Source organism: Rufibacter psychrotolerans, assembly GCF_016924645.1.
In the GTDB taxonomy this organism is placed as follows: domain Bacteria; phylum Bacteroidota; class Bacteroidia; order Cytophagales; family Hymenobacteraceae; genus Nibribacter; species Nibribacter psychrotolerans.
Genome location: NZ_JAFFJV010000026.1, coordinates 37112 through 62850, shown reverse-complemented (window position 1 = coordinate 62850; position 25739 = coordinate 37112). Strand labels below are relative to the sequence as shown.

Here is a 25739-nt window from a genome sequence, read left to right as displayed (position 1 = left end):
CCGCCGGCAGCAGCTACAGCGTCACCGCCCGCGTGAAGGGGACCACCTGCGTGTCCGCCGCCCGCACCGGCACCATCGGCACCCAGCCGCAGACCGCCGCCCAGCCGACCGTGAGCGTGACCCACCCGACCTGCGAGGTGGCCACGGGCAGCCTGACGGTGACCTCCCCGCTGGACGGCGGCGGGGTTGACTACGAGTACAGCCTCAACGGGGGCGCCTTCACCGACCAGGTGACCTTCTCCGCCCTGGCCGCCGGCAGCAGCTACAGCGTCACCGCCCGCGTGAAGGGGACCACCTGCGTGTCCGCCGCCCGCACCGGCACCATCGGAACCCAGCCGCAGACCCCATCAGCACCGACCCTCGTGCCCACCCAGCCTACTTGTTCCGTGTTAACCGGTAGTATCTCCATTTCCTCAACTACTACCGGATTAACCTTTAGTTTGAACAACGGGCCTTTTGTAGCCTACCCTTCCGGCGGTTTCACAGGACTGACCCCGGGCACTTACACTGTCAGAGCAAGAAATGCGGCTGAATGTACCTCCGGATACGCCTCGGTGACCCTGGTAGCTGCTACAAACTGTGTAGTAAATGAAGGTTGTACATTAGGTTACTGGAAGAACCATACTAACAGATGGGCCTGCTATTCTCCAAATACATTATATGGCAGTGTGTTTACTGATGCGCCTACACAACTTAGGAATTTAACCTTGCTTCAGGTATTGAATATGGGAGGTGGAGGCATCTACAACCTTGGTCGGCAATCAGTGGCTGCACTGCTCAACATATGCCACCCAGATGTAGACTACAACTCAGCCTATCCTACAATTACCTCTTTGAAAACAGCGGTAAATGCGGCGTTTAGATCAGGAAGTACTGCTGCAGGCAACCTGGCCTCCAAGTTAGATAGGTATAACAATGCAGGTTGCCCACTGGGAGGTAGTTCGGCTACTACTGTTGCTTACTCGGTAGCAGCACCCGAAGGACAAGCTGGCGAGACTAATTCTGAAATCGCTCTCAGCGCCAACCCTAACCCCTTCTCAGATCAGGCCTCTGTTGAGTTCACCCTGAGAGAAGCCGGTCAGTTCTCGTTGGTTCTGTACGACGTGAGTGGCAAGGCAGTTCGGCGGCTTGGCGAAGGCAGAGCCGAAGCTGGTGTCACCTACAAGTACAGCATTGACAGTGAAGTGGCCGAGGGTATCTACATTGCCCGCCTGAACACTGAAAGACGCAGTAAAGCTATCAGGATCATGCGCAGACGGTAAACCCCAGACGTTCACCGTTTTAAAAAAAGAAGGCCGAGCTAATGCCCGGCCTTCTTTTTTTACATACTGGTAAGTTGTTACTGCTGGCTAGCGCCAGGCAGTGTTATTGTTTTAGCACCTTTTTTACTTCATTCAACCCTTTGCCTTTGAGGTGAAGGAAATAAAGGCCGTGGGCGACATTGTCCAGCGGAATGGTATGCGTGCTCTCGCCCGCCTGAGCATCTTTGTTTACCGTTAAACGCTTCACCAGTCTACCTGAGGCATCCAGCAGGTCAAGCACCACTTCGCCGGTTACCTGGTCCCCTAAGCGCACCTGAAGCTTATCAGTGGCCGGATTCGGGAATACGGTCCATAGGCTGTTCGCAGCCAATTCGGTGCCGAAGGTTTCTGGGGCAGTTTGCAGCAGTGTGGAAGAAGAGACAATCTCGAACCAGTTGAAATTCCAGCCGGCTTTCTTCACGTAGATCTGCAGGGTCTGGCTGCCGGCAGTAAGCGGCACACTGGCGCTCACGGTTTTCCAGATTTGCCAATCACCGGTCATGGGAATGTCTACGGTTTTCAGTACCGCCCCGCTCCCGTTTCTAACCTCCAGTTGGCCGTTGCTGGTCCCCGAAACCCTGAAGTTCATGGTATAGGTACCCGAGGCACTGATGTTGACGCTGTACTTCATCCAGTCGTTGGCATCAATCCGGCCCACGTGGTAGCCGTACCCCACGTCTTTACAACCGCTGATGTATACCCCGTTCATGGAGGTGTACTTTTCCGCCTCAATCTTAGTGGTGGTCACCGGCAGAATCTCATTGTTTGAGGTTGAAGAAGTGGAGACCACCTGTGACCGCACCACGTTGGCAGCCGCCAGGTAATTGGTGCTGGCCACCTGAGAGGCAGTGATGTTGGCGGTACCCGCCGCCACAACCGTGGCCATCCATTTGCCCGAGGCATTAGAGACCGACACCACCCCCGGGTTGGAGGAGGTGAACGTCACTGGCGTAGCGGTGTTGGTGCTGGTGGCTTTCAGTTCAAAGGCGGCGCTGCCTACGGTTTTGGTGGTCAGGGTGCCGAAGGTAATGACCGGGGTTGCCTTAGATACCACCAGATTTTGCCTTACGGCCGTTGCGGCGTTGTAAGAGGTGTTGCCAGCCTGGGTAGCTTCAATGGTTATGGTGCCGGCTCCGGTAAGGGTAAGGGTGCTGCCGCTCAGCGTACCCGGACCCGACACTACCTTGAAACTTACTGGCAAGCCGGAAGAGGCAGTAGCCTGCAGCGCGAAAGGAGCCGTTCCGTACACTTTTGTGCCAAGCGCATTGAACGTGATGGTCTGGCTCTGCTTGGCGGTAGAGGTGCCGGTTACCCCTTTGAAGAAGGAAGGTGCAGTGTTGAGGGTTAAACCAGTAGACGCCTGCTGGGCAGACTTGCCGGTGATGGAGTAATCCCACTCAAACCGGGTTACCGAGGCCAGGTTCAACCCGGCCGGGAAAGAGTACGGTTGGGTGTACGTTTCTGACTTATCGTTCGGGTTTTTGGCCCAAAGTACGTAGACGTACTCTGTATTCTTTTTGAAAGCGCCCCCTTCCACGCCCGCCGGCAAGTTCAGGGCAGCGGTACGCGAAGCGTCATAGGTGTATCCCTGCAACAGGAGGCTGGTAGTTTTAAAGCCTTTGCCCAGCGGCGATAATTTCTCAGCGCCCATGGCATCGCGCTTCAGGTTTTCGTGGATTCCCATGAGGCCGTATTCCATAGAGCTGGAGATGGTCTCAGAAGTTGGGGAATCATACGTCTCCCCCACGCTGAAGAAGTGAACTTGTTTAATGCCGTTCTTCTGGGCCAGCACCAGAGTCTTGATCCCGAAGTTGCGCTGCATGTTGTCTGAGCTGTAGCGCCAGTCAACCGCCCGGCGGCTAATGTTGGTCTCGGTGACAATAAAGTGCTTCTTAGGGTAAGTCACCCCGTTGTAGCCGTGCTTCAGCAGCACAGCCTCCAGGCCGTTTTTGTGACCAATCACCTGGGCGGCGGCGTAGTCTGAGTTACGCAGGTATTTGAAGCCCGAGATAGAGTTGTCCCACTTGCGCAGGAAGAAGGAAGGGTACACGTGGTAGCTGACCATGTCAAAGTACGCACCGCCCTTTTTGGGGTACTGGCTGGTTACCGCACCGCCACTGGGGTTATCAGTGTAGCGCAGCAGGGCATCCAGGAAGTTGTTGTGGCCAATGCCGCCCGGGGTAACAAAGTCATCGGGGTTGTACTTCTTCACTACCTCCCAGGTGATGCGCAGCATGCGGACGTAATTGAAAAAAGGAGCCCGCAGGTTAGACATCTCGGAAGGAAGCGGGGCGCGGGTAAGCCACTCTGAAGGGTTGTTGGCGCCCAGGTCTGGTTCATTCACTACTTCCCAGTTCTTGATATAAGCCCCGTAGGTCTGCACCAGTTTGTACACGTAATTGGCGTAGTAGTTATTAGGGTTTACCGTTCCGTCTGACTTCCAGATGGGCTCGTAGAGGTTGGCAAAAACTTTAGAGGGAGTGGTGCAACCCGGGTAGATGGTCTGGTCGCGGTGGGCTTCGGAAGGACCTTCAATGAAACAGGTAATCTCCTTCATGCCCAGGGTGTTGGTGTAGTATTGAAACTCACTCAACCTGATGTTGTACCCCCACCTTTCTACAAAGTGGTCGGGGAGCGTTGGCCGGAGCGAGTTTCCCCCGGCTTTGTTGACAATGATGGCCAGGTTTTTATCGGTCCAGCCGTTGCCGTAGCCCCCCATGTTACTGCCATAGCCAAAATTGGCGGTGTACGGCTGTACGCTTTCATTGGCGGTGGGCACCTGGGCGAATACCTGAAATGTACTAAATAGAAAACAAAGGGCGGTGAGCGTGCGGTAAAGGTTTACTTTCATTTTTTCTAGCAGATCAAACAGAGAAACAGGAGGTTCAGAAGTGGTTAGTTTGGTGTACTAAGATTAAAGCTACCCCTAAAGTTCAATATAAAAAAACGGCAAGCCCTGCCATAGTTATATTAAAAAAGAACTATATACGGGAAAAATATAGGTTTAATACAACTCCTAATACCTTAAAGCTAGCATAATCTAGCAAATTCTTAGTTCTTAAAAAGGTTTAGTATATTTCTACCTTTCTTATAGCATTATAAATCTTATAATCTGAATTCCACTATCTATCATCTAAACCTGAGCTGTACCATCAGCCTATTTATTGCACTTTTTCATACATGTCAAGTTTATTTAAGTGTAGAAGCAAAGCTTTTGCGTCAATTTTAATAACTATACTTACTTATTAATCAAGTACTTACAATTACATACCCGCTACGTGTTTACCTTGCAGAAAATAGTACTTCCCGCAAAACCGATTAAAAGCATTTAAATTTTAAAACTGGGGATGCTACCGCTTTGGTAGACTGTAAAAGATGGGTGGAGTTGAAACCGTTTTAGAGGTGTTTTCCAAAAGTTGGCCCCAAAGCAACAAGATTGGCGGTAACCTACCAGGGACTGGAATCAGGAAGTATGGAGTGGAGCGAGAGGCAGGAGGCTGGGCACAGATGTCCTTACTCTCCTTTGCAAGGTTCGCGCAGGAAGACTCCTCCCCTGCCAACCCTACTTCCTCAAAGCTCCGCCAGCCCTTCCGTTTGCAATGGCATGGCAACTGGATGGTTGCTACAGGGCATAAAAAAAGCCCAGCGTGGGCTGGGCTTTTAAGAGGTATGGGCAGGAAAGCTTATTTTACTTTCTCAACAATTCCGGTGAAAGCTTCTGGATGGTTCAAAGCTAAGTCAGCCAAAACCTTGCGGTTCAGGTTGATGTTGGCTTTTTTCAAACCGCCCATTAACTGAGAATAAGAAAGACCGTTCATACGGGCAGCTGCGTTGATACGCTGAATCCAAAGAGCACGGAAGTCTCTTTTCTTCACCTTTCTGTCGCGGTAGGCATAAAGCAAACCTTTTTCAACCGCGTTTTTGGCTACTGTCCAAACGTTTTTTCTACGGCCAAAGTAACCTTTGGCCATTTTCATTATTCTTTTTCTTTTGTGGCGCGCAGCCACGGTGTTGACCGATCTAGGCATTTCTGATTTTTTTTGGGGCTGGTGATCTCGGTTTAATGCTTAGTTACCAGTTCCCGATGAAACAATTAGTAAAATTGATTGAGTTAAGACGCAAGCATGTTCATCACGTTGGCGTGGTCAGCGGCGCTAACTAAGCCGGTGTGCGTCAGATTTCTCTTCTGCTTGGTGGTCTTCTTGGTCAGGATGTGGCTTTTGAAAGCGTGCTTACGCTTAATTTTGCCAGTTCCTGTCAGGGTGAATCTCTTCTTAGCCCCTGATTTGCTTTTAACTTTAGGCATTGGGTTTATATAAATGGTGAACTTTTATTTCTTGGCTTTAGGTGCCAGAAACAGGAACATCCGTTTTCCTTCCAGTTTCGGCAACTGCTCTACCTTGGCCACGTCTTCCAGCGCCTGGGCAAACTTCAGAAGCAATACCTCTCCGCGCTCCTTGAAGACAATGGTTCGGCCCACAAAGTGCACGTACGCCTTCACTTTCGCACCTTCCGCCAGGAACTGACGGGCGTGCTTCAGCTTGAACTCAAAGTCGTGTTCATCAGTGTTCGGCCCGAAACGAATCTCCTTCATCACCACCTTGGTGGTTTTGGCCTTCATCTCGCGCTGCTTCTTCTTCTGTTCGTACTTGAACTTAGAATAGTCAATGATGCGGCAAACCGGCGGATCTGCTTTGGGCGAGATCTCTACCAGGTCAAGGTTTTGTTCCTGCGCCATGCGGCGAGCCTGTTCTATGGTGTAGACGCCAGGCTCTACGTTTTCGCCAACCACGCGCACTTCCCGCAAACCGGTGATGCGCTGATTGATTCTATGAGCCTCTTCAACTTTGCCCCGAGGCACGTAGCGTTTGTTATTCGTAGAAATAGTTGTACCTCCTTAGTTAAGGTTTCACAATCAGGGTGCGAATATCGCGTTTTCCCTTTTATAATAAAAATAATTTACTATATTTTTTATCCAAGCAGCTCTGAGAGCACCTGTTTGAAGTTCTCCACAAAGGCGTTTACGGGCATGGTGCCCATGTCGCCTAAGCCGTGCTTTCTAACAGAGATGATCTCGTTTTCCTGCTCCTTATCGCCTACAATGACCATGTACGGCACTTTGCTCACCTCCGCGTCGCGGATCTTACGGCCAATCTTCTCGTCACGGGTATCAATGTATCCCCTGATGTCCTGGTCGGCCAGTAACTGGTTCACGCGGTGGGCGTACTCATGGTACTTCTCAGAGATAGGCAGGATGGCCACCTGGTCTGGGCTCAGCCACAGCGGGAAGTTACCGCCGCAGTGCTCAATGAGTACCGCCACAAAACGCTCCAGAGAGCCAAAAGGTGCCCGGTGGATCATGACCGGACGGTGCTTCTCATTGTCAGCGCCAATGTACTCCAGCTCAAACCGGTTGGGCAGGTTGTAGTCTACCTGAATGGTTCCCAGCTGCCACTTACGGCCCAAAGCGTCTTTCACCATGAAGTCCAGCTTAGGTCCGTAGAACGCGGCTTCGCCCAACTCGGTTACAGTGGGCAGCCCTTTTTCCGTGGCGGCCTCAATAATGGCGCGCTCGGCCTTCTCCCACAGCTCATCGGCCCCAATGTACTTGGCTTTGTTCTCTGGGTCACGCAACGAGATCTGGGCGGTGTAGTTTTCAAAGCCCAGGGCCTTGAACACGTACAGCACCAGGTCAATCACCTTGGTAAACTCCTCCTTCACCTGGTCTGGGCGGCAGAAGATGTGGGCATCGTCCTGGGTAAAGCCCCGCACGCGGGTTAAGCCGTGCAGTTCGCCGCTTTGCTCATAGCGGTACACAGTCCCGAACTCGGCCAGGCGCACTGGCAGCTCCTTGTACGACCGCGGACGCGTCTTGTAGATTTCGCAGTGATGCGGGCAGTTCATGGGCTTCAGGAAGAACTCCTCCCCTTCATTGGGCGTCCTGATGGGCTGGAACGAATCTGCCCCGTATTTCTCATAGTGGCCCGAGGTCACGTACAGCTCTTTGGAACCAATGTGCGGTGTTACCACGGGCTGGTAGCCGGCGCGTTGCTGGGCCTTGCGCATGAACTGCTCCAGCCGCTCGCGCAGCAAAGTGCCTTTGGGCAACCAGAGCGGCAAGCCCATGCCCACTTTCTCAGAGAAGGTGAACAGCTCCATCTCCTTGCCCAGTTTGCGGTGGTCACGGCGTTTGGCCTCTTCCAGGCGCTCCAGGTACTCGGTGAGTTCTTTCTGCTTGGGGAACGTGATGGCGTACACCCGGGTGAGCTGCTTGCTCTTCTCGTCGCCGCGCCAGTAGGCACCGGCCACGTTCATGAGCTTGGCGGCTTTGATGAAACCCGTGTTGGGGATGTGCGGCCCGCGACAAAGGTCCGTGAAGTTGCCTTGGGTGTAGAAGGTAATGGAACCGTCTTCCAGGCCTTCCAGCAGGTCTAGTTTGTACGGGTCGTTCTTTTCGGTGAAATAGGCGATGGCATCGGCCTTGCTTATGGGCTGGCGCACGTACTCGCTTTTCTGGCGGGCCAGCTCCAGCATTTTCTGCTCAATGGCGGGGAAATCGTCCTGCGACAGGGTGCGGCCCTCGCCCAGGTCAATGTCATAGTAGAAACCATTTTCAATGGCCGGGCCAATGCCCAGCTTCACGCCGGGGTACAGGGCTTCCAGGGCCTCGGCCATCAAGTGCGCAGAGGAGTGCCAATAGGTGGCTTTGCCCTCGTCATCGTTCCAGGTCAGGAGCTGAATGGAGGCATCCTCGGTGATGGGGCGCGTTAAGTCCCACACCTGCCCGTTCACTTTCACGGCCAATACGTTGCGGGCTAACCCTTCACTGATAGAGGCGGCAATCTCAATGCCGGTTACTCCGTCCTGGTACTCACGGACCGAGCCGTCCGGTAAGGTAATGTTGATCATATAGCAAGTTCTAAACTTCTGCGTTCTGGGCTTGTTTTCGGCAAATTAGCTAAAAAACAGTTACCGAGCTCAAAGTATCTATTTTGGGCCGCGGCACGGGCCGGGTGATACGCTGCAAAGCTACACTATAGCGCCGGTTCTGCGGATATTTTCTGGTCAAAAAAACGTAGTGCGGGCGGGCCGCCTCCTTGTTGCCGGTCCACTCTAGGCAGGAGGCCAGGACCCAACGGTTGTGCTCGGTGAGGTGCAGGCCCAGCTCCTGGGCTTTTAATAACTGGGGCAGGGCCGTGCTGTACTGCCGCTTCTTGTACCAGGCCTCGCCTAGTCCGGCGTAGGCCTCGGGTTGGTTCGGCTCCAGGGCCACGGCCTGGGAGAAGCAGGCCAGGGCGGTGTCGGTGAGGTTGCGGCTCAGGAAATTGCGGCCCAGTTGCTGCCACCAGAAGCCATCTTTGGGTTGCCGTTTCACGCCTTTGTCTACCAGGGGGTAGGCCAGGTCATACTGCTGGCGGGCGGTGTAAATGGCGCTCAGTTCGCGGTACGCCGGCAGCGAGAGCGAGTCACGCACCAGGGCCCGGTTTAAGTTGAACAGCGCGCGGGCCGTGTCGCCGGTGCCCGACTGGGCCTTGGCCAGCAGCACGTAGTACTTGGCCTCGCCGGGGCTCAGTTTGACGGCCTTGCTGCTGTGGCCCAGCGCCTTGTCGTACTGCTTCAGGCCCACGTAGGTTTCGGCCAGAATGGCTTCTGACTCAGGCGAGTAAAAGTTGAAGGCTTTGGCCTGCATCATCAGCTTCATGGCTTCCTGGTACTGCTGCTCAGAGGTCAGGATTCTGGCCTTCCAGAAATAAGCCTCACCCAAGGCGGGGTCAAGGGTGGTGGCGGTGGTGAGGTCCCGGAAGGCGTTTTTGCTCTGGTTGGCGCTCAAGTACAGCTTGGCCCTTTTCAGGTACCACTCGGGCTGTGGGTTGCGTTGGCCCAGGGCCTTGGTAATCTCGTTGATCTGGGTAGGAATGCTGCTGTCTACGCGGGTGAGGTTGAACATTCTTTCTTCTGAGGTTTCCTGGGAACAGGCCGAAAACAGGCCCACCCCTGCCCAGAGAAGTATGAAAGAAAAACGCATGCCTGAAAAAGGGTACATAAAACAATGAGTAAGCGAAGGTACCATTTACCGCTAAGTTCTTCCTGTTTTAGCCCCGTTTTTTCAGAAACAGCCCCAAAACCTACGGGTTTACCGACACCGACATGCGCAGGGCCCACAATGGGGCGTCCAGTTCCTGGTACGTGAGGCGGTGCACTAGGTCTACCCTGAACAACTGGAAGATGTTCTTGAAGCCCACGTTCACCTCGGCGTACGGGTCTTTGCCTAGTCCCTTGAAATGGCCATTCTCCACGGTCTCCAGGGTCTCGGTGGGTTTGTTCTTGTCGGTGAGGCGGCCGTACAGCAGGGCCCCGCCGGCCACCAGCTGCAGCTTGGTTTTCTTGAGCAAAGGCAGGCGGTTGGTAATGGAAAATGCCCCTTCAAAATGGTGGTCGTAGCGCAGCGACACGTACTCATCCGTCGCGAAGGCGAAGAACGGCATCAGGTTGTAGCCATGCAGGATGAAGAAAGGCGTTTCATTGCCCACCGGTACCTGCAGCAGCGGCAGCGGCACCCGCGTAAAGGTTTTGCCGGCCCTGAAGTAATACCGCCCGTACCCAAAGATACCCGCCCGCACCCGCTGCTCCACCGACAGGGAGACTTCCTGGTAGGTAAGGTCTGAGTTCATGACGCCGCTCAGGCCCGCCGACAGGTCCAGCCCGATGATGGGCGCGTTGGAGTTGGAGATGGGCAGCTTTTCATAGTGCCTGATCAGCATCTTGCGGGCCGGGGAGAACACCAGGCTCAGGCTCACATCGGTGGTGGTGAACCCGGCAAAGGTGGAGCGGTCTTTTCCGCCGCTCATGGGGCGGGTGTCAAACCGGGGCTTGTAGTTGGTACGCCGGAACGTGACCCGCTGCCTGAAACTGGGAAACCACTCCCGCTCGGCCCACATCTGCACGCGCTCCTGCAGGTATGGGAAGTTCATCTTGCCCCACCTAAAGGCCGAGAAAAACAAGCTGTTCATGCGGGCATTGTTCAGGTCCATGGCGGCGGGCCCCACATCATTCAGGTAACTTACCCCCCACTCGGTCCATTGCTCGCGGTTGGCCACATAGCGCAAGTTGAGCAGGCTCTTGAAGGACTTGTCTTTGGTGCCGTAGCCCAGATAGCCGTTGATGATCCAGTTGGGGTGAAACTCCTGGGTGGTGCGGCCGCCGAACTGCAAGCGGTGCCCCTCTACCTTGTTGAACACGTAGGTGCCAAACACCGGCCCCCACTCAAACTTGTCGTTCAGGGGCATGTGCCCCTCCACCACTACCCTGATGAGCTTCACGGCGCTCTGGATCTCGGGCAGTTTGTTGATCTGGGCGATGGACTGCACCCGCTTCAGCTCCTCGGGCGAGAACTCCTGCGGCCGCACGCTCTGCCAGTAGGCTTCCTGGTACTTCAGGGCCGAGTCGCTGATGTGGTGGGTCTTGTCGAAGAACTCCTCGGGCTTGGGCTGGCCAATCACCAGGTCGGTGTACGTGGTCACCGATTCCACAAACAGGCGCACATCGGTGCCGGGCAGGCCCGTGATCTGGAACTTGCGCTTGCTGGACAAGGGCAAGAGCGAAGGGTTCTTCTCGTCCCAGGCCTGCACAATCTGCAGGTCGCGCACAAAGTTGAGCGCCACGTCTTTGTTCATCTTCAGCTCAATCCTTCTCAGGGCGAAGGAGCCGTCGGCGATCCACATGGTGCCGGTGAAAGTGAGGTCCTGCGGGCGTTTGGGCAGAATCTTGATGCGATACACCTTTCCGGTGGGCGTCTGCACGCTGTCCTCCAGGTCATAGTCATAGTAGCTGGCCCACTGGTTGGCAATGGGGCTCACGAAGTCCTTGTCGAACATGCGCATCCAGTTCTGGTTCAGTGAGAAATGCTCGGCCTGGGCGTTGAGCAACTGCGCCACCTGGCTTTCGCGTTCAATGCCCACCCCTACCACTTTGCTGGCCTTCAGGATCTCCTTTGACTTGCGGGGATCACGGGTGAAGTAAGTTTCCTTTACCGTTTCTGACTGGAAAATGGGCAGCGAGGCCGTGCGACTGGGCTGGTCGCTCAAGGTGAGGCTGTCCAGGAAGGGCGCGTAGCGCTTGGAGAAGCCTTTCTTCTTGTCGGTGGCTTCGCGTTCTAGGATGCTGCCTTTCATAAGCGTGTAGGTACCAAACTGAACGGCGGCCTGGTTTTCGGGCAAGTACTGGTCTTTGTTGCGGGCGGCAGCGCGCACAATGCGGTAGGCCGGGTTTTCCTTAGGGCGGACCACTATTTCCTGGATGGCGTAGCTTTGCCGCACCAGGGCCACGCTGCCGTTCTTGAGCAGTTCCTTTACGGGTTTTACAACCGGGGTGTACCCCAGCAGGGTGAAAGTGACGGTATCGGTGAGGGCGTATTTTCTGAGGATGTAATGGCCTGCCTCATCGGTGAAGGCCGGCACCTTGGCGGCATGCAGGTGCACGGTTACGTAGTCCAGGGGCTTTTTGCTTTCAGCATCCCTGACTATACCGGTTAGCGGAGTGGTTTGGGCCTGCGCCGCAAACGCACCAACGAGTAGCAAAATATGGACCAGTAGTTTTCTCACCTGCTTGGCTTTGGTACACTAATATAAAAAATATGTTAAATTTTATATACTAAGAGCGCTATTTTTCTCCCTTTCCTTTCAGCAAATCTTCAAACAGGTAAATTCCCCTGCCACGGCGCGCCTTTGTAAAACTTACCCCAAAAGACAGGCGAAACTCAAAAACCCCTATGCCGGCTCTATTTTTCTGCAGTTTTTGAGAAAACGGACCAAAAACAAAAAGCCCCGAAACTAAGAGTTCCTCCAGGGTGGGCTCTTGGTTTCGGGGCTGTGTACTTGATGAGCGAAGCACAACCGCAGACGTTTCTGCGCTGGCTGGTGATATTACCTGGCAAAGACCAAAGTAATTGCCCGGAAGATTCCTAAACCGGTGCAGGTGAAATGAAAGTAGATTTTAGGCTATACTCTTACTTTTAAAACTTCCTGTAACAAGATTTTGCACCGGCGGCTCAGCTCCAGGTCTTCGGTGGTGACCAGTTTCTGGTCCAGGGCGCGCTGCAGGGTTTCCACGCACTCGCTTTTAAGGTCAGACTCGCGCTGTACCCGGGCTAAATCATAGTAATACAGCAAGTTGCCTGGGTCCAGTTCAATGGCTTTGGTAATGGCCTGAATGGCCTGCTGGTTGGTGGAAGTGGGCAGCGGCAGATGCGTGAGCAAGCGGTTGGCAGACTTTTCGGCGAAGGTGAGGTTGGCCACTTTGTAGGCCCAACGGCCCAGCAGGTGCCAAGCGCCGGCATGGCGGGCATCTTGGGCCAGGGCATTATCTAGGAAGTATTTGATTTGGTTGAGCTGTACCATGCGGTCTTTGAGGGAGGCAATCTGGCCCAGGTTGCTGAGCGAAAGCGCCATCACGTAGTTTGGCTCGGCCGACAGGCTGTCTACGGCCCGCGCTTTTTGCGCGAAGGTATAGGCTTTGTGGTAGTAGATTCCCTTGTGGGTATCGTCGGTGAAGCGGCTCCCGATGCGGCCACAGACGATGCTGGCCTTGGTGAGGGCCTCCAGTTGCTCCGGACTGGAAGCGAGCAACAGTTCATATTTCTCCAGAGCTTCCGCGTCTTTGTACTCCCGGAATAGTTGGTTCGCCTCCCACAGAAGTTTTTCCGAACCTAAGCCGCCGGAAAAGGCCGCCAGGTTCGGAAAACTTATCAGAGTCATCAATAAAAACACGAGTCTAAAAGTTTTCCGCATACTCCCCAGTTAAACTTTAACATTCCAACGTAAGGGTAATCTACGAAAAACTTTTCAGAAAATCCTAAAACAGGTTCAACTGTTTTTTAGGGCTTTTGGCTGGCTTTTCTAGATCCCCAATTTGTTCAGTTTCTACGGCTAAATCCAGAACAGGTTCTAATGTGTTTATATCAAGCGCCACCTGGTCTCCGGAGGAGAAAGAGGCCGCTGTTTCTTGTACTATCTTAGGGTCTACCTTTACCGGTTTTACTGCTTTTGTGCTACTTTTCACCTTTACGGGCTCCGCTTCTTCCTCCTTTTGGATAGTTACCCCAAAGATTTTGAAGTAGTTGAGTTTGTTACCCATGGCCCGCCAGCCTTTCACGTCAATGAACTCGCTCAACAGCAGCATATCGGTCTCTTTCTCAGACTTTTTATCGCGCTGCAGCTTGATCTCGGCTTTAGGTTCTGGGTGCACGGTTGCTGCCAACAGCTTAGATCCTTTGGTTTCTGAGATGAAGGTAAAGCGTTTGCCCACGGTGCTGGTTTCCACCACAAAGCGCTTCACATAGCTCACCTTGGTCTCGCCTTCGGTGTAGATGGCAGACACCACCAACTCCGGCGAGAACTTATGGATTACTTCAATGTTAGGCACATCATAGTGGTTAGACAACTCAAACGAAGTTAACTCATACGACCCGTCTTTGTAGATCACCAGGATGGTATCATCGGTGTTGAAGGAGCCCAGGTAACGACCGCGGTTCTCGGTGTTCAGGCGGCCAATCACTTCATCATAGTAGATCTCGCGACCGCCGCGGGTAGACTCACCCAAGGCTTTCTGCGTCACTTTTTTGATGGGGTGCTTGGTCACGATGTTGCCTTGTGAGCCTTTGCCTTTGATCAGCAGTTCAGCAAAATCAAAGTCAAAATTCTTCACGCGGGCGGCGCTGGCCGGCTGCAACTGAATGCTCACCAACTCAGATTCAGAGTTCGGGTTCGCCGTCAGATACACCACCTTGGAGTTCTTCTCCCCTTTGGTGAGGTCATACTCTTTGTCACGGGTGATGGAAGTCACGGCAAAACGCTTGGCGAAGGAGATGCCCGTCTTTCCATCGGTGTAGATCATGTTGTAGACCATGTGCTCATCATTCTTGTTGTACACGCCCACATGAATGATGTCTTTGCCCATGAAGATCTTGTCTGAGATGCGGGACACCATAAACTTACCGTCCTTGCGGATGGCAATGATATCATCCATGTCAGAGCAGTCACAAACGAACTCGTCTTTCTTCAAGCCATAGCCCACAAAACCGTCTTTGCGGTTCACGTACAGCTTCTGGTTGGCCACGGCCACTTTCTGCGCCGATACCACATCAAAGGTTCTGATCTGGGTTTTACGCTCTTTGCCTTTGCCGTATTTGGCCAAAAGACCCTCAAAATAGCTGATAGCGTAACGGGTCAGGTTGGCTAGGTGATCGGCTACCTCCGCCATTTCGGCTTCCAGCTTTTTGATGTACTCGTCGGCCTTGAAGGCGTCAAACTTGGAGATACGCTTGATCTTGATCTCGGTCAGGCGCACGATATCGTCCAGCGTTACCTCACGGCGCAAGGTTGGTTTGAACGGGTCCAGACCTCTGTCAATGGCTTCCAGAACGGCTTCCCAGGTCTCGCACTCTTCAATGTCGCGGTAGATGCGGTTCTCAATGAAGATCTTCTCCAACGAAGACTGGTGCCACTTGTCTTCCAGCTCGGCCTGCTTGATCTCCAGCTCCCGCTCCAGCAACCGTACCGTTTTCACAGTAGACATCTGCAGCAAATCATCTACGGTCATGAAACGAGGTTTCTCGTCAATGATCACGCAGGTGTTGGGCGAAATAGAGATTTCGCAGTCGGTGAAGGCGTAGAGCGCGTCAATGGTCAGGTCAGGCGAGATTCCCGGCGGAATGTGCACCTGGATCTCCACGTCTTTGGCGGTATTGTCTACCACCTTCTTGATCTTGATCTTGTTGTTCTCGCTGGCCTTAACAATAGACTCCATCAGCGCCGTGGTGGTGGTACCATACGGCACGTCACGGATGATCAGGAGCGATTTGTCTACTTTCTCAATAGTAGCCCGTAAACGGATCTTGCTGCCTTTGGAACCGCCGTTGTAGTTGGTGAAATCTGCCAGACCACCGGTTGGGAAATCGGGCAACAGCTGCGTCTTACGGCCTTTGAGTACGTCAATAGAACCCTTGATCAGCTCCCGGAAGTTGTGGGGCATGATCTTGGTAGACAAGCCAACGGCAATTCCTTCCACGCCCTGTGCGAGCAACAACGGGAATTTCACCGGCAAGGTCACCGGCTCGTTCTTACGGCCATCGTAGCTCAGCTGCCACTCGGTGGTCTGCGGGTTGAACACCACGTCCAGCGCGAACTTGGTGAGGCGGGCCTCAATGTAACGGGGAGCCGCGGCGCTGTCGCCGGTGCGTACGTCGCCCCAGTTACCCTGCGTCTCAATGAGCAGGTCTTTCTGGCCCAGGTTCACAATGGCATCGCCAATGGAGGCATCACCGTGCGGGTGGTACTGCATGGTCTGCCCGATCACGTTCGCCACTTTGTTGAAACGGCCATCGTCCATTTCTTTCATGGCGTGCATGATGCGGCGCTGCACCGGCTTGAAACCGTCTTCTAGGGCAGGCACGGCCCGCTCCAGAATTACGTAGGAGGCATAGTCCAAAAACCAGTTCTCGTACAAACCAGAAACCGACGTGATGTCATGGATGGCCTCCTCGCCTTCCAGCTGCGCATCCAGTTCCAGGTTGTTCTCGTTTTCCAATTCTTCGTTAAGCATAAACCTCCTCTACTATATCTTTTTCAATCTTCAAATTCTCAATGATAAACTGCTGGCGCTCCGGCGTGTTCTTGCCCATGTAGTAAGAAAGGATCTTCTGGATGTTCTGCTCGGTCTTACCCATGATCACCGGCTCCAGGCGTATGTTCTCCCCAATGAACTTCCCGAACTCTTCCGGCGAGATCTCACCCAAACCTTTGAAGCGGGTGATCTCGGGGTTCTTGCCCAGCTTGCGAATAGCGTGCTGGCGTTCCTGGTCATTGTAGCAATAGATGGTCTCTTTCTTGTTGCGCACCCTGAAGAGCGGCGTCTCCAGAATGTACAGGTGCCCGTTTTTGACCAGATCTGGGAAAAACTGCAGGAAAAAGGTCATAAGCAGCAGGCGGATGTGCATGCCGTCCACGTCGGCATCGGTGGCGATGACCACGCGGTTATAACGCAAGCCTTCCAGTCCTTCCTCGATGTTGAGGGCGTGCTGCAGCAGGTTGAACTCCTCGTTCTCGTACACGATTTTCTTTTTGAGCCCGAAACAGTTCAACGGTTTCCCGCGCAAGCTGAACACTGCCTCCAGTTCCACGTTGCGAGACTTGGTGATAGATCCTGATGCAGAGTCCCCCTCGGTGATGAACAAGGTGGTCAAGGCCTCTTTCTCCAGGTCTTTGCTTTCCCCGAAGTGGAAGCGGCAGTCGCGTAGTTTCTTGTTGTGCAGGTTCGCTTTCTTCGCACGCTGGTTGGCCAGTTTCTTGATGCCGGCCATGTCCTTGCGCTCACGCTCGCTCTGCTCAATGCGTTTCTTAAGGGCATCGGCTACCGCGGGGTTCTTGTGCAGGTAGTTGTCCAGGTGCTCCTTCACAAAATCGTTCACGAAGTTCCGCACCGTTGGGCCGTCATGGGCCACGTTAATGGAACCCAGCTTGGTTTTGGTCTGACTTTCGAAAACCGGCTCCTGAACGCGAATGGCAATGGCACCCACTATTGAGCCGCGGATATCCGTGGCATCGTAGTCTTTCTTGTAGAATTCGCGCACGGTTCTCACTACCGCCTCTCTAAAGGCGGCCAGGTGCGTACCGCCCTGGGTAGTGTACTGCCCGTTCACGAAGGAATAGTACTCCTCGCCGTAATCGTTGCCGTGGGTCAAGGCGAACTCAATATCCTCTCCTTTCAGGTGGATGATGGGGTAGCGCATAGACTCCTCGTCTATCTTGCGGCTCAACAGGTCTTTCAATCCATTCTCTGAGTAGTATTTCTGCCCGTTGAAATGGATGGTTAAGCCGGCGTTGAGGTATACGTAGTTCCATATCTGGTTTTCCAGGAACTCCGGAATGAAATGGTAGTTGCGGAAGATGGAATCATCGGGCACAAAGGTGGTAGTGGTACCGTTACGCTGGTTCGTTTCCTGCAGCGGCTCGTCTTTCACCAGCTCGCCGCGCTCAAACTCGGCCACCTTGGTTTGCCCGTCGCGCACAGACTGGATTCTGAAATGCGTAGACAAAGCGTTCACCGCCTTGGTACCTACCCCGTTCAACCCCACCGATTTCTGGAACGCGCGGCTGTCATACTTACCACCGGTGTTGATCTTGCTCACGCAGTCAATCACCTTGCCCAGCGGAATACCGCGGCCGTAGTCACGTACCACCACTTTGTGGTCAGAAATCTTTACTTCAATGGTGCGGCCAAACCCCATCATGTGCTCATCAATGGAGTTGTCAATCACCTCTTTCACAAGAATGTAAATCCCATCATCGGGAGAGGAACCGTCGCCCAGCTTACCAATGTACATACCCGGGCGCAGCCGGATGTGTTCACGCCAGTCAAGCGAACGAATACTATCCTCGTTGTAGGAAACATTAGTCAGTTCTGCCATAGGGAACTTTAGGGTTTAGTAGAATTAGGTAAAATAAAAGAAAATTTGCGTGTACTTTGCCATCAGAACCGCGAAAGAACGATTTTTAATGCGGAAATCCTTGGCTGCCACGGCTCTAAATTAAAGCCGGAAGCAGTGCCGGATTCTCCTACCATGTAACCAAATATAGGGCTTTGCAGTTCATTCAAGGAGAGGAGTTTTGCTTATGTTTTTAGATAAAAATAATAACAAACTTGCTTTCAGCTACTTAAAAGCTAACTGTTTTAGCAATTTACCTTTTAAAGAAACCTCTGTAAACCAGCCTCACCAAAATGGAAATACAACTACCCTCCTATTTTAAGTACACGGTCATTTTGCTGGGGCTTTACCTGCTGCTGCATTTTCTGCAGACCTTCAGCCCGGTTCTGATCCCCATCTGCTTTGCCGCCCTCTTTGCCCTGCTGCTGCTGCCCATGACCAGGAGCATGGAGAAAAAGCTGCCCCGGGCGGTCTCCATTGTCATTTCCCTCATCCTCGTGATCATTGTGTTAGGGCTGCTGATCTGGTTTCTTTCGGCCCAGATAGGCGGCTTTTCTTCTGAGCTCTCTGAGATCAACTCCAAACTGACGGTGCTGATCGCCAAGGTGCAGGAGTTTCTGTACGAGCGGTTCGGCATCAGGCCCACCAACAAGAGCGAGTTCCTGCAGAAAGCCCTGGGCAACGTGACGCAGACAGGAACGGCTTTCCTGGGCAGCACCATCTCCCTTACCACGGGGGCCCTTACGGTGATTTCCCTCATTCCCATCTATGTGTTCTGTATGCTGTACTACCGCGACCACCTGCGGCAGTTCCTGTTCCAGTTCATTACCAGAGACCGCCGTGAGCCGCTCATTGAAACCATTGACAACATTCAGCGGGTGGTGCAGGGCTACCTGTCGGGCTTGCTGATCGTGATCCTGGTAGTGGCCGTGCTGAACTCCGTGGGGCTGATGATCATGGGCGTGGAGTTCGCCATTTTCTTCGGGGTGCTGGCCTCCATCCTGACCGTGATTCCATACATCGGCATCCTGATTGGCGCCCTGCTGCCGGCCCTGTACATCCTGGTGAATACTGGTTCGGCGGGCCAGATGCTCATTGTGATCGGGATTTTTGCCTTTGTGCAGTTTCTGGAGGGCAACTTCATCACCCCGTTCGTGGTGGGCTCCAAAGTGAGCATCAATCCGTTCGCCGCCATCCTGGCCCTGATTATTGGCGGCGAGATCTGGGGAGCACCCGGCATGATTCTGTCCATTCCCATCATCGCCATCCTGAAGGTGATCTTTGATGCCTATGAGCCCCTGCGGCCGTTTGGCTTTCTCCTGAACGACATCAACCAGTCGCACAAAGAGAACCGGCTGCTGAAGCGGCTCAGGGAAAAGCGGAAGATGCGGTAAGCCGTTTTGGGCCTGTTTTGGCGGAATAAGCCCCAAAACGCCATAACAAAAAATAGCGGGCACAGTATAGCAGGAATAACTGCTCCTCTGCTATATAGCAAGGTTCAGATAGAACAGGATTTTGTTGAACCGCTATCCCTACAACTATGGAAAACAAGAATGAAAAAGTGATGGACGTGCTGAATGACCTGGTGGAAACCGCCAGAGACGGCCGCAAAGGCTATGAGACCGCCGCCGGCGCCGTGGACAACACCAGAATCAAAGCCGAACTGGAGCGCTTTGCCCACCAACGGGCCGTGTTTGTGAGTGAACTGGAAAGCATTGCCCAGCAACACGGCAACAGCACCAGCAACACCACCACCGTGGAAGGGGCCGCCCTGCAAGCCGCCGGCGCCGTGCACCGCGGCTGGATCAACCTGAAATCGGCCGTTGGGGCCAATGACAGCAAAGCCATCCTGGGCGAGTGCGAAACCGGGGACGAGGCCGCCATCAAGGCCTATGACAATGCCCTCAACACCGAAGGCCTGCCCGTAGACCTGCTCACCGTTATTCAGCGGCAGCGCCAGGAGATCATGGCCACCAAGCAAACCATCACCAGCCTCAAAGAAGCGCTCTAGTTTTTAGCCCCTTTTTTGAAAAGCAGCCCCATAAGGCTGCTTTTTTTGCGTTTGGGGGGGTTGCGGAAGGCGGCGCAATGAAACGTTCTTGCCCCTAACTTGGTTGTGCTAATATAAGTAGCGTTATCTTTCACCTTAACCTGAGCGCGTGTACGCCATTGTAGACATTGAGACCACCGGAGGGCAGCCCGCCGAAGACCGCATCACCGAGATCGCGATCTTCATCCATGACGGCACCCAGGTGGTAGACCAGTTCCATAGCCTCATCAATCCGGGCCGGCCCATCCCCTTCTTCATCTCCCAGCTCACCGGCATCACCGATGACATGGTGAAGGATGCCCCCAAGTTCCATGAGGTGGCCAAGCAGATTGTGCAGATCACCGAGGGCCATGTGTTTGTGGCCCACAACGTGCGGTTCGACTATTCCTTCCTGAAGAAGGAGTTTGCCGACCTGGGCTTTACCTTCCAGCGGAAGACCCTGTGCACCGTTCGGCTGAGCCGGAAGCTTATTCCGGGCTTGCCCTCTTACAGCCTGGGCAAGCTCTGCAAAAGCATCGATATTCCGCTGCAGATGCGCCACCGCGCCATCGGCGACGCCGAGGCTACCACCGTTCTCTTTGACCGGCTGCTGAAACTGGACGCCAAGAAGGTGAACGATGACCAGGACGACAAACTCCTGGAGCCTACTTCTTCCATCACCAAAGAGATTAAAACCTCGTTGCTGCCCCCGGCCATTTCGCGCGAGATGGTAGATGCGTTGCCCCTGGAGGCAGGCGTGTACTACTTCCATGACGAACACGGCGAGATTATTTACGTGGGCAAGAGCAAGAGCATCCGCAAGCGCATTATCCAGCACTTCAACATTGACTTCAAGAGCAAGAAGTCCATTGAGTTCAAGAACCGCATTGCCAGCATCACCTATGAGCGCACCGGCAGTGAACTGGTAGCCCTGCTGTTTGAGTCTGATGAGATTAAGAAGCGCAAGCCGTTCTACAACCGCGCCCAGCGCCGCAGTGTGTACCACGCGGGCATTTACTCCTATTATGACCAGGACGGGTACCTTCGGCTCACGTTCCAGAAGGCCAAGACCGAGGTGCCGCCCCTGCTCACCATGTCTAACCAGTTCCAGGCCAAGAACTTCCTCTACAGCCGGGTGGCCAAGTACAACCTGTGCCAGAAACTCTGCGACCTGTACAAAACCAACGGCCCCTGCTTTGATTACCAGGTGCACCAATGCAAAGGCGCCTGCGTGGGCAAGGAATCTCCGGAGGAGTACAACAAACGGGTGATTGAGTCCATTGACGCGTTCAAGTACGACTATGTCACCTTTGTGATCATCGGGAAAGGCCGCCACCCCGAAGAGAAATCGGTGGTGGTGGTAGACAATGGCCGGTACCTGGGCTTCGGGTATTTTGATGAGACGTTCAGCGCTTCTTCCCTAGAGGACTTCAGAGGTGTCATCAAGTACTACAATGACAACAAAGACACCCAGCAGATCATACGGGGCTACATGCGCACCAAACACCCAGACAAAGTGCTGGTGTTTGACCAGGACGCGCCCGTGCCGGCGTTTTAAGCCTCTTTTTTAGAAAACGGGCCCCAAAGGCCTTAGTGTAACCGGTGCCGCAGGAGCCAACCGGCCCCATCAAATTCACGGGCAGCCGGGGTGTACTTCTTCTGCTTCACCTTTTTATGGGCGGGGTACTGGTTGCCGTCTTCCTCCTCCAGCACCAGCGGTTTTTTGCCCTTAATCCTGAAATGGGCCCCAAAACGGAGTTGGTCGGTGTCCTGGCCGCCGTAGAGTTGGAGTTTGATCCGGTTCCTGCCGCTGCCGGCCAGCTCAAAGCGGTCTTCGTCGCCCAGCCCAAAGAAGGAGATGCTCTTGGTGTCTGCCGGGGTAAAGGTCTTTTGGTGGAACAGCCTCTGCTCCTGGTTGACTGTGCCCCACACCTGCACCAGCAGGCGGCCGTCTTCCTGAAACGTGAGCCGGAACAGGTCCTCGGCATCGGTGCCCGGCAGGAGCAGGTGCCGGTTGATCTGCCGGTAAAACGCCTCTGCGGCCCGGGGCAGATCTGCGCGGCGGTTCCTGAGCTTGGTGGCAAACTCCCGGGCCGTCAACGCCCTGATCTGCGCAGGCCATTGCTGCAGCGCTTCCTCAATCACTTCATCAGATAAGTTCATTTGTAACTCCCGGGCTACCTCCCTAAAGGTTTCTTTGGGCAGATAGGCCAGCAAAGAGGCATCCATCTGGCGGGAGCTGCGCATGAGGCCTTTCACGTTTTTAGGGCTGATGGTTTGGTCAAAACTCTGGTAATTTGGCTTGAAAACGCTGATGAGGCCAGTCAACACTCCGTCCTTGAACTTGAAAAAGGCATGGTCGCGGTCGCGGGGAATGGGACTGAACTCCACCCTTTCGCCCCGCTCCCTCTGGGCCCAGCGCCACTGGTCTTCCCGCCGGCTCCAGTCGCTCAGCCACATGTCAAACAACCTTGATGTTAAGTAACGCCTGGCCTCGGCCTGGTAGCGGGGGCTCTGCACCAGGTGCTCAAAGGCGGTTTTGGAACTCACGATGTGCCTGGGGTTCCCGAAACTGCCAAGAGTCTCCCAGTTCCCGTCGGGCCTTTCCTCCAGCAGGGCCAGCATGTGGGCGAATTCGGCCCTGAACTCGCCCAGGTCAGGATCATCGGCAATGTACACCAACCTTGGGTTTGTATGGTACACGCCGGCCGCCGCCGCCAGGGTGGGCACAATAAACGCGCCGTACGGATGAATGACACTGGTCTGGTCTTGCAGCAGGCGGGCAACAAAAGTGCGCTGCAATTGCCTGGGCAAGGCCCCGGTGGGATCTTTATCAATGGACCTGAGCACGTATTCCCGCCCCGCCTGGTCTAGCAGCCGCAGGTTCTTGGTCTGGAAGCTGCCGCCTTCCTTTTGGGGCGTCATGCCTCCCTTGTACCGGCTTATCCAGAACAGGGGCACTTGCACGGGTTCAGCCCAGACCTGGCGGTAGTGCTTGCCCCACCAGAAGCGGTGAAAGGCGTTCTTCAGGTAGTGTTTTCCGGCAGCCACGGTCACCAGTGAATCCTGCCCCTGCGCGAGGCCCTCCCGGGCAGCAAAGCACACACTCAGCAGCAGAACGAGGGACCATAAAACTTTTCTGGGGCAAGACGGGAGCTGGAAATAAGCAAACATAGCGGCTTAGTATACCTCAAACCCAGCTATCAAGTTCTGACTGCCCCAAGGCACCAACTGCAACCGGCTCATTCTGAATGCACTGCCAAGCCCGGCATAACCTTTGTAGCTCTGTTTCTGTATGGCAAAATATTAATATTTGAACATGCTGAAACAACTGACCTACCTTGTACCCATCCTGTTCCTGGGCTTTGGCTGCGCGAAGAAAGACTTTTTCCAGTCCTCGGCGTTGGTGGGGCCCATCTCTGAGGAGCGCAACGCTAAATGGGACTCGGCCCGGGTGGTGGCGGGCAAGCACTACCAGCGGGGCTTTTTGCATACCCTGGTGTGGGGCAAGCACTACCGAGACGTATGGGCCCAGCCGGTTACCCTGCCCGTATTTGACATAAACCGCATGCACGGCGGCCTGTCGCCCGAAAAGATAGGCGGCGGTTTCCAGACCACCAGCCTCACCCTGGAGAACGAAGCGGGCAAGCAGTACGCCCTGCGCTCGGTAGACAAAGACCCCAGGGACATCTTGCCCAAAGGGCTCCGGAAAACAGTTCTGGCCAACCTGCTGCGCGACCAGACCTCGGCGGCCCACCCTTATGGGGCGGCGGTGGTGTCGCGCCTGGCTGGTAGCGCCCGTATTCCACACAGCCATCCCCGGTTTGTGTACGTGCCCCGGAACGAAAAAGGCTTGGGCAAGAACTCGGAGGATTTCAGGGACAAGGTTTTTCTGCTGGAGGAAAAGTACGAGGGCAAAGCGGCCATCACCAGTTACCTGGGTGAGGCCAAGGACCTGGTAGACTCTGAGAAGTTTCTGCAGAAGCGCTTCTCTGAGCACTCACACCTCCCCGACCAGTTATCCTTCGCCAAGGCCCGCCTGTTTGACGTGCTCATTGGCGACTGGGACCGGCACGAAGGCCAGTGGCAATGGGCCGTGTATGACACCAGTCACGTGACTACCTATTCGCCGGTTCCCAAAGACCGCGACCAGGCTTTCTTCAGATTTGACGATGGGCTGGTGCCCTGGCTGTTCAGCAGAAGCTGGGCGCCCCTGAAAAAGATGAAGACGTTTCATGCCACCATCAACTCGCCCAAAGGTTACCTGCAAAATGCCCGGTTCATTGACGCCCGATGCCTGAACGAGGTTACCCAGGAGCAGTGGCAGCAACTGGCCTACCAACTGCAGGCCCAACTAACCGACAGCGTACTGACCGCCTCGGTCTCAGCCTTGCCTAAAGAGGTGTATGCCTTAACCGGAGAAACCATCTTACAGAAGCTTACCAGCCGCCGGGCCCAACTGCCCCAGTTAGCCGACCAGATGTACCGCTTGCTGTCAAAGCAAGTATTGGTGGCCGGCACCGATGAAAAGGAAAAATTTGTGGTGGTGCGCCAAGCCAACGGCGATACCCGGGTGCTGGTCTCCCAGATCCCTGATGAGGACCAGGTCGTACCCTTGCTGGTGTATGACCGCACCTTCAAAAAGAAAGACACCAACACCATCACCTTGTACGGCCTGGCCGGGAAAGACGACTTTATCTTAACCGGCGAAGGCCGCAAAGGCATTAAAGTGAACATCTACGGTGGCCGCGGCGAAGACGACGTGAAAGACAATTCCAGGGTCCGCGGCTGGTCCAAGAAAACCCGCGTCTATGACACCAAGCAGGGCGTGGAAGTAGAGAAAGGAAAGGAAACCAAACTCAAGAAAAGCCGCCACGTGAAAGTCCACGCCTTTGACCGCGAGGGATTGTAAAGTTGGGAGATGAGGAGATTTGAAAATTTGAAGATGAGGTGATTTGGAGATTTGAAGGTTTGTGGATGTGAGGATGTGGTGATTTGGAAATTTGGAGATGTGAAGATTTGCAGATGTGAGGATGAGGAGATTTGAAGATTTGGAGATGTGAGGATGAGCAATTTATAGGTTTTAAGAAGATTAGATGAAGAAATGAAGCTGTTTGAAATAGTGTGGTAAGTAGCTTGAGGCTTTGATAAAATAAGAAGGCATTCTATGGCTCTATGGCGCGGAAGTTACTTCCGTGCCTTTTTCTTCTAAACAAGAAGCTTCCCTGACAAAGTAGCAAGGCACGGAAGTAACTTCCGCGCCATAGTTATTATATTCACTCAACTCAACAATCGCTACATCCTCTAATCCCTAAATCATCAAATCACCCCATCCCCACATCTCCAAATCTTCTCATCTTCAAATCTTCAGCCAACCACCAACTCCTTGACCTCCCGTTTCCACCAGGTGTTGTCTCTGCCCTGGCAATCCCGGATGAAGTGGTTGCGCTCCAGGACTTTCTCGGAGGCCTGGTTGCCGGTTTCGGTTTCAGCTAGTAAAGTGGTGATGTCTTCCCGCTGCTTGCACCAGTCTATGAGGGCTCCCACGGCCTCCGACATAATGCCCAGTTGCTGGAACTCGGGGTAGGTGCCGTACCCAATTTCTACTTCGCCTTCATCGGGCTCGCCCTTGAAACAAAGGTCCCCGGCAATGACTTGCTGGTCTTTTAAGATAATGGCCCAGAGGGTGTAAAAGTAGTACCGGTCCTGGTGTTGGGCTACCAACCGGAGGAAATAGTTCTCCAGGGCATCGGCCAGGTCGGGGCCAATCTCCTTGGGCGTGTACGTTACTCCCAGTTGTTTTTCCAGGGAGCCGTCGTTGGCAGCGTACAGCTCTAACTGCTCAGGCGTGAGCGGCTGTATCATCAATCTTTCTGTTTCAATGACCATGATGGTGCAGCATTTGATACAGAAAGATAAACAACAAATT

General features: G+C 54.0%; 18 protein-coding genes. 5 read left to right on the top strand and 13 right to left on the bottom strand.

The annotated features are described in order from the left end of the window. On the top strand, positions 1–1262 hold a 1262-nt coding region (locus JT718_RS19970; protein WP_205504570.1), incomplete at its 5' end, for a T9SS type A sorting domain-containing protein. Positions 1263–1365: 103 nt separating this feature from the next. Here JT718_RS19970 and JT718_RS19965 read toward each other — a convergent pair. From JT718_RS19965 to JT718_RS19915, 11 genes are all read right to left on the bottom strand, one after another. Then, entirely contained in the window at positions 1366–4152 is a 2787-nt protein-coding gene (locus JT718_RS19965) for a carbohydrate-binding protein (RefSeq protein ID WP_205504569.1), read from the bottom strand. A gap of 832 nt (positions 4153–4984) precedes the next feature. Further along, the gene (gene rplT, locus JT718_RS19960) at positions 4985–5329 is read right to left on the bottom strand and encodes a 50S ribosomal protein L20 (RefSeq protein ID WP_205504568.1); all 345 of its coding nucleotides are present in this window, start codon (positions 5327–5329) and stop codon (positions 4985–4987) included. 83 nt (positions 5330–5412) lie between these two features. Next, the gene (rpmI, locus tag JT718_RS19955) at positions 5413–5607 is read right to left on the bottom strand and encodes a 50S ribosomal protein L35 (RefSeq protein WP_205504567.1); all 195 of its coding nucleotides are present in this window, start codon (positions 5605–5607) and stop codon (positions 5413–5415) included. A gap of 24 nt (positions 5608–5631) precedes the next feature. After that, on the bottom strand, positions 5632–6162 hold the full coding sequence (infC, locus tag JT718_RS19950) for a translation initiation factor IF-3 (protein ID WP_317195536.1): 531 nt from the start codon (positions 6160–6162) through the stop codon (positions 5632–5634). A gap of 110 nt (positions 6163–6272) precedes the next feature. Beyond that, positions 6273–8210 (bottom strand): threonine--tRNA ligase, encoded by a 1938-nt coding sequence (thrS, locus tag JT718_RS19945; protein WP_205504566.1) that lies wholly within the window; start codon positions 8208–8210, stop codon positions 6273–6275. 49 nt (positions 8211–8259) lie between these two features. Continuing rightward, entirely contained in the window at positions 8260–9249 is a 990-nt protein-coding gene (locus tag JT718_RS19940; RefSeq protein WP_205504565.1) for a tetratricopeptide repeat protein, read from the bottom strand. A 178-nt stretch (positions 9250–9427) separates the two neighbouring features. Continuing rightward, a complete protein-coding gene (locus tag JT718_RS19935) occupies positions 9428–11902 on the bottom strand; it encodes a DUF5686 family protein (protein ID WP_205504564.1) in 2475 nt (824 codons plus the stop codon). Positions 11903–11960: 58 nt separating this feature from the next. Then, entirely contained in the window at positions 11961–12191 is a 231-nt protein-coding gene (locus JT718_RS19930) for a hypothetical protein (protein ID WP_205504563.1), read from the bottom strand. A gap of 107 nt (positions 12192–12298) precedes the next feature. Further along, on the bottom strand, positions 12299–13054 hold the full coding sequence (locus JT718_RS19925; RefSeq protein WP_205504562.1) for a tetratricopeptide repeat protein: 756 nt from the start codon (positions 13052–13054) through the stop codon (positions 12299–12301). 97 nt (positions 13055–13151) lie between these two features. Continuing rightward, complete coding sequence (locus JT718_RS19920) at positions 13152–15899, bottom strand: DNA gyrase/topoisomerase IV subunit A (protein WP_205504561.1); 2748 nt, start codon at positions 15897–15899, stop codon at positions 13152–13154. Next, positions 15892–17763, bottom strand: a complete 1872-nt coding sequence (locus tag JT718_RS19915; RefSeq protein ID WP_205504560.1) for a DNA topoisomerase IV subunit B — start codon at positions 17761–17763, stop codon at positions 15892–15894. Before JT718_RS19915 ends, JT718_RS19920 begins: the two co-directional genes overlap by 8 nt. A 311-nt stretch (positions 17764–18074) precedes the next feature. Between JT718_RS19915 and JT718_RS19910 the strand changes: the two genes are divergently transcribed. The 3 genes from JT718_RS19910 to JT718_RS20785 all read left to right on the top strand — a co-directional run bounded on the left by JT718_RS19910 (position 18075) and on the right by JT718_RS20785 (position 21368). Further along, the gene (locus tag JT718_RS19910; RefSeq protein WP_205504559.1) at positions 18075–19175 is read left to right on the top strand and encodes an AI-2E family transporter; all 1101 of its coding nucleotides are present in this window, start codon (positions 18075–18077) and stop codon (positions 19173–19175) included. Between the two features lie 146 nt (positions 19176–19321). Then, positions 19322–19792 carry a ferritin-like domain-containing protein gene (locus JT718_RS19905; protein ID WP_205504558.1) on the top strand — a complete coding sequence of 157 codons (471 nt, stop codon included), beginning with the start codon at positions 19322–19324 and terminating at the stop codon, positions 19790–19792. Positions 19793–19940: 148 nt separating this feature from the next. Next, positions 19941–21368, top strand: coding sequence for an exonuclease domain-containing protein (locus JT718_RS20785; RefSeq protein ID WP_205504557.1), 1428 nt, complete (start codon positions 19941–19943; stop codon positions 21366–21368). A gap of 32 nt (positions 21369–21400) precedes the next feature. On the opposite strand, the gene JT718_RS19895 is transcribed toward JT718_RS20785, so the two are convergent. Beyond that, on the bottom strand, positions 21401–22984 hold the full coding sequence (locus JT718_RS19895) for a hypothetical protein (RefSeq protein WP_205504556.1): 1584 nt from the start codon (positions 22982–22984) through the stop codon (positions 21401–21403). A 145-nt stretch (positions 22985–23129) separates the two neighbouring features. Here JT718_RS19895 and JT718_RS19890 point away from each other — a divergent pair, with 145 nt between their 5' ends. Beyond that, positions 23130–24722 carry a hypothetical protein gene (locus JT718_RS19890; protein WP_205504555.1) on the top strand — a complete coding sequence of 531 codons (1593 nt, stop codon included), beginning with the start codon at positions 23130–23132 and terminating at the stop codon, positions 24720–24722. 455 nt (positions 24723–25177) lie between these two features. Here JT718_RS19890 and JT718_RS19885 read toward each other — a convergent pair whose 3' ends face one another. After that, positions 25178–25675 (bottom strand): GNAT family N-acetyltransferase, encoded by a 498-nt coding sequence (locus JT718_RS19885; RefSeq protein WP_205504554.1) that lies wholly within the window; start codon positions 25673–25675, stop codon positions 25178–25180. Positions 25676–25739: the final 64 nt, after the last annotated feature.

Bases quoted from the DNA above. Each gene is read 5' to 3' on its own strand.
- rpmI (WP_205504567.1), bottom strand. From the start codon at position 5,607: ATGCCTAAAGTTAAAAGCAAATCAGGGGCTAAGAAGAGATTCACCCTG.
- JT718_RS19965 (WP_205504569.1), bottom strand. From the start codon at position 4,152: ATGAAAGTAAACCTTTACCGCACGCTCACCGCCCTTTGTTTTCTATTT.
- thrS (WP_205504566.1), bottom strand. From the start codon at position 8,210: ATGATCAACATTACCTTACCGGACGGCTCGGTCCGTGAGTACCAGGAC.
- JT718_RS19920 (WP_205504561.1), bottom strand. From the start codon at position 15,899: ATGCTTAACGAAGAATTGGAAAACGAGAACAACCTGGAACTGGATGCG.
- JT718_RS19915 (WP_205504560.1), bottom strand. From the start codon at position 17,763: ATGGCAGAACTGACTAATGTTTCCTACAACGAGGATAGTATTCGTTCG.
- JT718_RS19910 (WP_205504559.1), top strand. From the start codon at position 18,075: ATGGAAATACAACTACCCTCCTATTTTAAGTACACGGTCATTTTGCTG.
- JT718_RS19890 (WP_205504555.1), top strand. From the start codon at position 23,130: ATGCTGAAACAACTGACCTACCTTGTACCCATCCTGTTCCTGGGCTTT.
- JT718_RS19925 (WP_205504562.1), bottom strand. From the start codon at position 13,054: ATGACTCTGATAAGTTTTCCGAACCTGGCGGCCTTTTCCGGCGGCTTA.
- JT718_RS19940 (WP_205504565.1), bottom strand. From the start codon at position 9,249: ATGTTCAACCTCACCCGCGTAGACAGCAGCATTCCTACCCAGATCAAC.
- JT718_RS19905 (WP_205504558.1), top strand. From the start codon at position 19,322: ATGGAAAACAAGAATGAAAAAGTGATGGACGTGCTGAATGACCTGGTG.
- rplT (WP_205504568.1), bottom strand. From the start codon at position 5,329: ATGCCTAGATCGGTCAACACCGTGGCTGCGCGCCACAAAAGAAAAAGA.
- JT718_RS19895 (WP_205504556.1), bottom strand. From the start codon at position 22,984: ATGTTTGCTTATTTCCAGCTCCCGTCTTGCCCCAGAAAAGTTTTATGG.
- JT718_RS19885 (WP_205504554.1), bottom strand. From the start codon at position 25,675: ATGATACAGCCGCTCACGCCTGAGCAGTTAGAGCTGTACGCTGCCAAC.